Consider the following 8,906-nt stretch of genomic DNA (forward strand, 5'->3'; position numbering starts at 1 on the left):
GCAGCATATTGCATCATGATCGTTCGAGGCTCCGTGTTTCAATGGGGAGCTTCGGAAGCGCCCGGCAAAACCAGCACCGCGCGCCGGATCGCTCCGTCTTCGGACGCCGTACGGCTCAACATCGGCATGCCCGCAGGGAGCAGTTGGGGAATGGCGGAGGCATCCGGCCAGGTCGTGCTGGCGCCCAGCGTGACGAAGTGCCACGGCTGCTGGAAGGCTTCCTGATACAGTGCGCCGTACCAGATCGGGTTGCCTGGCACGGTGCCGGTAATCCGTCCCGTCATCAACCGGTAACGGGACCGCCACAGCCGCAGCACCAGTCGCGTCATCGGCCGTCCCGGATCGAATTTCACAAGGACCAGTTCAGCGCTGTTTCCTTCCGAGAGTTTCTGTAGCACGGGCAACGCGGCCACCGATGTCTGGGGCGACAGCCACAGCAAGGCAGACCTGGCGGACCAGGGAGTCGCCGGTTGCCAGCCCGCCGACTCGAGGCTGTGTGCGATCGCACCGGAATCTGCGGCCCATTGCAACGGCAGAGTTTCTTCCTCGTCGCCGCTTAGCTCGATCCGGTGGCCCGGCAGCGCACGCCACCCTCCGTCCGTCCACTGGCTGGGCGTGAACACCGTTTCGCGCCTTGCCGGGCTATACCTGGCGAGGTCGGTCTGCAGATGTTCAGGGTTCGTCCAGGGACCGAAGATGACGAACACCCCGCCAACGACGAAGGCCAACACCTTCGGATGCACATCGTCACGCACGCGCCGATACGTGTACACGCCGGCCAGTACCGCAAACCACGCGAGCCCGAGGCTCCAGCCGCCCAGCACGTCCGCCAGCCAGTTTTCCCCGAGATACAGGCGGGCAAGCCCGGTGAGCGCGACCCAGATCGCGATGACGGTGATGACGGCGCTGCGCCACAGTGGCGGTTGCCGGCGCACCAGCAGCCAGGCCAGGAAACCGTACACGAGCACGTTGAACGTGGCATTGCCGCTCGGCAACGGAGTGTGCGCTGCGCCTGCCTGCCAGGCGAACGGTCGCGCATAATCCTTCCCGGGTTCGATCACCGGACTCAAGGCACTCGCTATCCCGACCGTGAGAATCCAGTAGCCCGCCGTGCGCCAGCATCGCCGCACGATGAGCCAGACGAGAACGGCGGCGGCCACTACCAGCCCCACCCACTGGGCACCCAGTTCCATCACGCCTGCCATCACGTAATCGGTCGGTGCCGTGCGCAAGGCCTGCAGGAAGCTGTAGATGAGCGTGTCGGCGCGAACCAGCGGGTCGTTCGCGAACACGTCCTGCAGGATGCCCAGAAACAGCCACACGCTGGCAATGAAGAGCAGCGCCAGCACGAGGAGTGTCTGTGACTCAGGCCTGTCCGGATCGCCGATGGCCGATAGCCGGCTCGCCAGACGAGGATGCCTGCGACTCAAACGCCGAACCGCCAGCTGGGACGCGCTCCTCGCGAGCGGCACGCCGCGCTGGATGCCCAGACGCGTCAGCCGGACGACCAGCCACAGCAGTGCCGCCAGCAGGAGCAGCATCACGGCGAGGCGCCCACTGACCGCTTCGGCGAGTTGCGCTGACGCGCCAAACACGATCCCCGGGCCGATATGCGCCGGCGACCAGGCCAGCGCGGATGCAATGTTGATTGGATAGAACCTGCGCCGCGGCATGTGCGCCGTGCCGACCACAAGCGGAACGATCGCGCGCACGGGCGCGAAGAAGCGGGCCAGCACGATGCTTTTCCCGCCGTGCCGCTGGACGAAACGCTCGCCACGCTCCCATACCGCCTCGTGTCCCTTCGCCACCCACCAGGCGCGCACTTCGCGGTGATACCGGTGGCCAAGCTCGAAGCTGATCCCGTCGCCCGCCACGGCACCGAGTGCGCCGACGGCGAGCGTCACCCATCCGTTCAGCGCACCGGCGCCGACCAGCGCGCCCGCGGTAAACATCACGATACCCGCTGGGATGAAGGTCCCGACGACGGCCAGCGACTCCGCGCACGCGACGACGAAGACCACGGTGAGGACAAGCCAGGGATGGGCGCCAATGCTGGCGAGCAACGCGTGCATATGCGGTTCCGGTTAAGTGCAGGGTTGGCGAAAGTGCGTGAATTACCCGTTCGATGTGGCGGCTGAAGGGTTCTTATGGCTCCGCCAGCGTGTCGCGCTCGAAGCGGCCATAGCGCAACGCGAGCGTCGGCAGGACGATCAGGTTCAGGATCGTGGAGGTGGTCAGTCCGCCGAGAATGACGATCGCCATTGGCCCCTCGATCTCGTTGCCGGCCGCGCCACTGGTCAGTGCAAGCGGCAGCAAGGCGAGCCCGGTCACGAGCGCGGTCATCAGGATTGGAATCAGCCGCTCGGACGCGCCACGCACGGCCGTCTCCATGCCCCACTGCATTTCGTCGACGTGCACCAGATGCTCGTAGTGGCTGATCAGCATGATCGAGTTGCGCAGCGAAATGCCGAACAGGGTGACGAAACCGACCATGCCGCCCAGCGACAGATCGCCGCCGCCGAGCATCACGCTGAGCACCCCGCCCACCAGCGCGAACGGCAGGTTCACCATCACCAGCACGACACCTCGCCGGCTCCTCATCGCGAGGAACAGCAGCAGTGCGATGCCGGCGATGGACATCGCGCCATACGCGAGCAGGTCGCGCTGCGACTGCGTGCGCGCTTCGCTTTCGCCCGTGAACACCGCGTACGTGCCTTTGGGCATTACGATGTCGCGATTCACGCGCGCCTGCGCTTCACTCACGAAATCGCTTACCGCGCGGCTGCCGAGGTTGACCGAGACCGTCTGCATCCGGCGGCCGCCGTCGTGCGTGATCTGATACCGGCCGGAGACCTGGCCGATGCTCGCCAGTACGCGCAACGGCACGGCCAGCCCATCCGGATTGCGCAGCATCAGCGTGCCGACGTCGCCCAGATTCGTGCGCGCGTCGGGCGCGAGAACCACGGTGACGTCGTAGGGCCGGCTGCCTTCCCAGGTTTGTGCAACCGTGCTCCCCTGGTACGCGCTCTGGATCGCATCGAGCACGTCGACCGGCCGGAAGCCCCAGCGGCTCAACTGGTCGGGCTTCAGTCTGACGTCGAGTTCCGGGATGCCCGGAGGCGACTCCACCCGCACGCTCGCCGCCCCGCGGATCGTGCCGAGCAATCGCGCGATGTCCTGCGCCTTGCGATCGATTACGTCGAGGTTGTCGCCGAAAAGGTTGACCGCAACGGGCGCCGTCACGCCCGAAATGGTCTCGTCGATCCGTTCGACCAGAAACGTATTGACGGAGGTGGTGAGGCCGGGAAAGCGGGCGAGCGTTTCCTGGATACGACGCAGGATTGCACTCTGCCGGGCCGCGCTCATCGGCTCGAGGTCGACCTCGAACTCGCTCAGCTGCACGCCGACCGGATCGACGACCTCATTCGCCCGGCCAGCGCGCTGCGCGACCAGCCGCACCCCTGGCACCTGCATCAGCGCTGCTGAGACCTGCGTGCCGATGCGCATCGATTCGGCGAGTGACGTGCCAGGCGCCAGGCCCATGTGCACGATGTAGTGTCCCTCGCGCAGCTCGGGAATGAAGTTGCCGCGCAGGAACGGCACGGCGGACAATGCCGCCACGCACATCACGACGACCACTACCATGACCGTCTTCACGCGCTGCTCGACCTTCAGCAGCAACACGGCGTAGCGCGCCTTCAGCCACGTCAGCAGGCGCGGCTCGTGAGCTGGCAGCGGCCCGCGCGCCAGCAGCGCGAGCGCCATCGCCGGCGTAAGCGTGAGCGCAACACCGAGCGACGCCAGCACCGCGAGGATGTAGGCCACGCCCAGCGGCGCGAACAGCTTGCCGGCGATCCCCGAGAGCGTCAGCACCGGCAGGAAGATCAGCATCACGATGAAGGTGGCGAACACGACCGCACTGCGCACCTCGAGCGAGGCGCGCAGCACCACGCGGAATGCGGCCAATGGCGCGGGCCGGGTGCGGTTCTCGCGCAGCCGCCGGTAGATGTTCTCGACGTCGATGATCGCGTCGTCGACCACTTCGCCGAGCGCGATCGCGAGGCCGCCGAGCGTCATCGTGTTCAGGCTCACGCCGAACGACGTCAGCACGATGATCGCGACCAGCAGCGACAGCGGGATCGCAACGGCTGAAATAACCGCGGTCCGGACATTGAGCAGGAACAGGAACAGCACCGCGATCACCAGCACCGCGCCGACCAGCAGCGCGGTGCGCAGATGGCCGACCGCCGCGTCGATGAAGTTGGCCGGGCGGAACACGTCGGCGTTCAGGTCGACGCCTTGCCGGGTCAGTGCCGGCCTGAGCGCGGCGAGCGTTTTCTCGATGTCCTTCGTGACGGCGAGCGTATTGGTGCCGTACTGACTTTCGAGGACCAGCATCACGCCGGGCGTACCCATGATCGATGCGGCGCCGACTGCGGGCGCGCTACCCCAGGTGACGGTCGCGACGTCGCCGAGCCGCACGGCTGCGCCATTGCTCCAGCGCAGGACCACACCGGCCATGGCGTCGGGTGTCCGGATCTGTCCATCGGTATTGATGGCGATGCGCTGATTCGCGCTCTCGATAAAGCCTGCGCCGCGCACGCCGGTTGACGTCCGGGCCGCGGCGATCACGTCCTGGATCGACAGGCCGTAGCGCATCAGCCTCGCCGGATCGGCCTGAATCTGCAGCTGCCGCGTGTCGCCGCCGAACACGATGGCGTCCGCGACGCCCGGCACGCTCAACAGTTGCGGCTTGACCGTCCACTGCGCGATGTCGTACAGGTCCATCAGCGAGCGCGTCTTCGAGGTCAGGCCGATGGTCCGCACCACGCTAGTCGTAGTCGTGAGCGGCAGCAGCCTCGGCGGCTGCACGCCCGCAGGCAGCGTCGCGGCCAGCGCATTGACGCGCTCGGACACCAGTTGCCGGACCTGCAGCAGGTTCGCATGACTGTCGAACACCACCGTGATCGCGGACAGGCCCTGCAGCGACTTCGAACGCATCGACTGCAGGCCGACCATGCCGGCGAGCGCGTTTTCAACCGGCTGGGTCACCAGCGTCTCGACCTGCTCGCTCGTGAGGCCGGGCGCCTCGGTTTGCACAATGCTCATCGGCGGAGCGAACTCGGGAAACACATCGAGCTTCGCGCGCGTGAGCGTATAGAGGCCGTAGCCGGCCAGCAGCACGGCCAGCGCGTAAATGACGCCGCGAAAGCGCAGCGAGAATCTGATGATGGAGTTGAGCATCGGCGGCTAGAAGTGTGCGGTGTGGGCGAAGTGGGAAACCGGTCCGCGGATCAGTCGTCACACTCCGGCGGATCCTTGCACGCCGTCGCAATGCCCTGTGGCCGGAGTTCCTGGGAGAGCAGCAATTGCGCGCCGTGCATCACCACTTCATCGCCCGCGTGAAAGCCGTCAGTCACGACGAAACCCTGAGTGTTGGGAGAGGATGCCGGCACGTAGCGTCGCGTGAAGCGATCGGGTGCGGTGCGCACATAGACCCATGGTTGTCCGCCGTACCAGATCACGGCAGCTTCGGGAATCACGAGCGCGGACGCGCTCCGGTTCGAGTCCGGCACGTGCGCGGCGATGTGGGTGCCTACGGGCAGCACGCGCCCGGCCGCGTAGAACCAGGGGTTGCCTTGGACCGCCGGATCGCCCTGCGGCGAGGCCGACAGTTTCTGCGCCGCGACCGGCTGCCCGTCCGGTGCGTCGACCTTGATGCGCTCGGGCGGGGCGCCGCTGTAGCCGGCGGGCAGCGTCACGCGCAATACAACCGCGCGGCCGGTGAGCAGGCGCTGGAACAGGTCCGAGCCCGGCGCCATCGCGGCGCTCGCGAGCGCATCGCCGAACTGCTGCCGCATCGTCGCGTCCAGCCCGCTTTGCGCCGCCTCGGCCGACTGCAGCTTCGCCTGATCGGCCTGCATGACCGTTCGCGCATCCTGCAGACTCTTCTGCGAGACGTTGCGATCGTCTTCGAACAGCACGCGGTTGCGCTCGTATTGCGCGTGCGAATTGCCGGCCTGTGCGCGCAACGTGTCGTAGTCCGCCCGCGCGGCCGCGAGCCGGTTGCGCAGATCGAACAGAGGCTGCAGGTCGACCACCGTCGCGTAGGCGGTGTTCTCAGGCTGGATGGCGACGACCGCGAGCGGCGCGACATCGATATGGCTGGCGCGCTGCACGTCGGGGGCGACCACGACCACCGTTTCGCCGTTCACCGTCTGCACGGACGGCTGGGCGGCGGCCTGCGCAGGTGCGCCCGGCCTCGGTTGACTGGCAACGAGTGTCTGGTAGATGAACCAGCTGGCGCCGCCCGCCAGCAGCACGGAGACAACCGAAAGAATGACCAATGTGCGTTTCATCGGGATATCTCTTGTTGGGTCACAGTGGGGTTGGCGGTCTCCGCTGCGAGCGGCCGCTGCATCGTGTCTTCGAGCGTGCCGGCTGCCTGCTGCGCGGCGACCACGGCGTCCAGATGGGCGATCTCGCTTGCCACGTAGTCCGCCCTGGCTTGTGTGAACGTCAGGCGGTCGCTCGTGCCAGCCGTGAAGCTGGCGGCCTGGCTGTCCAGTTGCTTTCGCGCGGTTGCCAGGCGTGCGACGGAGCGCTGCACGGCATCGAGGCTTGCCTGGTAATGGGCGAGCGCATGGTCAAGGTCGTTGAAAATCGTGTCCTGCAAGGCTGCGGTGTGCGCGGCCGCCTCCTTGCGTTTCGCCTCCGCCTGCGCGATGCCCCCCTGGTTCTGGTCGAAGACCGGCAGCGTGATGCCGGCCAGCCCGAACGCGATCTTGTGCGTGCCGGTGTCATAGGTGTAGCCGGGGCCGAAATGGACGTCCGGATATTGCTTCGCGACCTCGAGCTGCAACGCCGATTCGGCGGCCGCGTACTCGGCGAGCGATGCCAGCAGATCGGCGCGGTGGAAGACCGCCTCGCGCTGCGCGTCAGCGGCGGGTGGCGCAGGTGGCGCGGTAACGAACACCTCGCCATCGAGCTGGATGTCCTCAAGCGCGGGTACCGGTACGCCGATCGCCGTCGCCAGTTGTGCGCGCGCGTCCTGCGCGGCACTGCGTGCGGCGGCAAGATCGGCCTGTGCCTGGGTGGCTGCGAGCACCGCCGCATCGACGTCGGATCCAGAGTTTTCGCCGACCGAGCGGCGCTTCGTCACCATCGCGACGATCTGCTGCTGGGCGTCCGCCTTGCGCGCCAGGAACGCGATTTGTTGCCGGGCGGCGTAGAGCAAAGTCAACGCGTTGCGCACCTGTGCGCGCACCTTCCACGCCTCATTGCCGATGGCGAGGCGCGCGGCTTCCGACAGGTGTGACGCCTGGTCGATCCGGTAGCCGCGCTTGTGCGCGGTCTCGATCGGAATGTCGAGCGCGGGGCCGACGACCCATGGCGCACCCGGGCCTGGGTTAGGCGTTGCGTACTGGAACGGCAGTTGCAGCACCGGGTTCGGAATCGCGCCCGCGACATCGATGCCCGCTTTGGCGGTGCCCCATTGCGCACGGGCGATATCGAGGGCCGGGCTGTAGTACCAGGCAGCGAGCGTGAGCATCTCGCGGTTCCAGCGCGGCAGAGGCCACGGATCGATATCGTGTCCCAGCTGCCGCGCGAGGTACGCGCGCAGTTCGGCGTTCGCAAGCGTACGCTCCTCGAAGCGTTGCGCGAGTTGCGTCGGCGCGATGGGCTGCGGGTGGTAAGTTGCGCACCCCGTCAGCGTCACCGTCAGCATCAGGCAGGCGAGCAGCAACGATCGGTGCATAGCGGCATCCAGGGTCTGTTGGCCATCTGTCCAGATGGCGACAGACGTGGATGCTACGCATCGGCCTGTGAAGTTTTCGTCAAGAAGGTGTCAATGCGGGGTGAAGTCGGCCCGTCTTTGGCGAATTAGCCGATCCAGCGCTTTCGCAGTACATGGTCGACAGACCAGCTTCCGGCACCACGGCATAGGAGCACCAGCAGCATGGCTGCCCACTGGATATGGGTGGGCCATGCCAGGGGATAGACAAATATTTCGATGACGGCTGTCATCCCCAGAAGGACGAACGCAACAGGCCGGGTTGCCAGGCCTAAAATCAGCAGCACGGGTGTGGTTAGCTCGATCGACACGGCCATGTAGGCGGCGAGTTCCGGCGGCAGGAGCGGCAATCTGTATTCATCGCGGAACAGGGCAAGAGCGGTCTCCCAGTTCGCCAGTTTGGTCATCGCGGAGTTCCAGAAGACGGTCGCAACCGCAATCCGTAACGGGATCGCGAGGAGCGCGTAGGGTACACGCTCGAGCCATCGGGCAAGACGCGTGATGCGACTACGATTGACCGGGGACGGGCCGATCGGTTGGGGAGCGCGCGTCATGGAGAAGTCCTCCGGAACGCGCGTGCGGATGTCCCTGAACCCACGCTGGCGTCCACAAGGCATCCGCGCGCCAGATGCAGGGCAAGCACGGCGTGCGCGTCGTCGCAGGATGCCTCTTCCAGTGCAGTTGGCAACGATTTCCCGGAAAACAGCGCTGCTGTAAAGCGCCATTCGCACTCGCCAAGACGCACCACATCGATACCGCTCTGCGTTCGATGAACGAGCAGGCAGACGGGCCCATCCGCGAGATTGACTGCTTCCATGGTCCGGTCATCGCGCTCCAGGACTGCGCGCCAGATGACGTCAACCGGGAATTCACATCGCAGCAGCCGCACCGCCGGGTGAGACTGGAAGCGCAATTCCGCCGGCCCGGCTTCGCCCAGTGCCGTCAGGCGCGCGATATCGAGCGGCGCGGCGTCTGGCGCGTGGAGGACGAGGTTGACGTGCCATTCCAGGCGTGCCACGTCGGCGAGATAAGGCACCGATGCCGCTTGTGGCAGCCGGTCCAGAAAGTCCGGAAATTCCGCGCCGTACTCATCCAGCCACGCACTGCGCGG

Annotated in this window: 6 protein-coding genes; all 6 read right to left on the bottom strand. The window is 66.5% G+C overall.

Going from position 1 to position 8,906, the window contains the following annotated elements; all coding sequences use genetic code 11:
- Positions 1-38: 38 nt before the first annotated feature.
- Positions 39-2,072: a VTT domain-containing protein gene (locus P3T21_RS36330; RefSeq protein WP_429260700.1), complete on the bottom strand. Its 2,034-nt coding sequence runs from the start codon at positions 2,070-2,072 to the stop codon at positions 39-41.
- A 73-nt stretch (positions 2,073-2,145) separates the two neighbouring features.
- Positions 2,146-5,244 carry an efflux RND transporter permease subunit gene (locus tag P3T21_RS36335; RefSeq protein WP_429260701.1) on the bottom strand — a complete coding sequence of 1,033 codons (3,099 nt, stop codon included), beginning with the start codon at positions 5,242-5,244 and terminating at the stop codon, positions 2,146-2,148.
- Positions 5,245-5,294: 50 nt separating this feature from the next.
- On the bottom strand, positions 5,295-6,359 hold the full coding sequence (locus P3T21_RS36340) for an efflux RND transporter periplasmic adaptor subunit (protein WP_429260702.1): 1,065 nt from the start codon (positions 6,357-6,359) through the stop codon (positions 5,295-5,297).
- The gene (locus P3T21_RS36345; protein ID WP_429260703.1) at positions 6,356-7,759 is read right to left on the bottom strand and encodes a TolC family protein; all 1,404 of its coding nucleotides are present in this window, start codon (positions 7,757-7,759) and stop codon (positions 6,356-6,358) included. The genes P3T21_RS36340 and P3T21_RS36345 overlap by 4 nt, the downstream gene beginning before the upstream one ends.
- 125 nt (positions 7,760-7,884) lie before the next feature.
- Entirely contained in the window at positions 7,885-8,349 is a 465-nt protein-coding gene (locus tag P3T21_RS36350; RefSeq protein ID WP_429260704.1) for a DoxX family protein, read from the bottom strand.
- Positions 8,346-8,906: DUF2063 domain-containing protein (locus tag P3T21_RS36355; RefSeq protein WP_429260705.1), on the bottom strand; the 561-nt coding region annotated here is incomplete at its 5' end. The genes P3T21_RS36350 and P3T21_RS36355, both read right to left, overlap by 4 nt.

Origin of the sequence: Paraburkholderia sp. GAS334 (assembly GCF_050436625.1) — a bacterium.
Classification (GTDB): domain Bacteria; phylum Pseudomonadota; class Gammaproteobacteria; order Burkholderiales; family Burkholderiaceae; genus Paraburkholderia.

Excerpts from the sequence above, each read along its gene's own strand:
- P3T21_RS36330 (WP_429260700.1), bottom strand. The coding sequence starts at position 2,072 with ATGCACGCGTTGCTCGCCAGCATTGGCGCCCATCCCTGGCTTGTCCTC.
- P3T21_RS36335 (WP_429260701.1), bottom strand. The coding sequence starts at position 5,244 with ATGCTCAACTCCATCATCAGATTCTCGCTGCGCTTTCGCGGCGTCATT.
- P3T21_RS36340 (WP_429260702.1), bottom strand. The coding sequence starts at position 6,359 with ATGAAACGCACATTGGTCATTCTTTCGGTTGTCTCCGTGCTGCTGGCG.
- P3T21_RS36345 (WP_429260703.1), bottom strand. The coding sequence starts at position 7,759 with ATGCACCGATCGTTGCTGCTCGCCTGCCTGATGCTGACGGTGACGCTG.
- P3T21_RS36350 (WP_429260704.1), bottom strand. The coding sequence starts at position 8,349 with ATGACGCGCGCTCCCCAACCGATCGGCCCGTCCCCGGTCAATCGTAGT.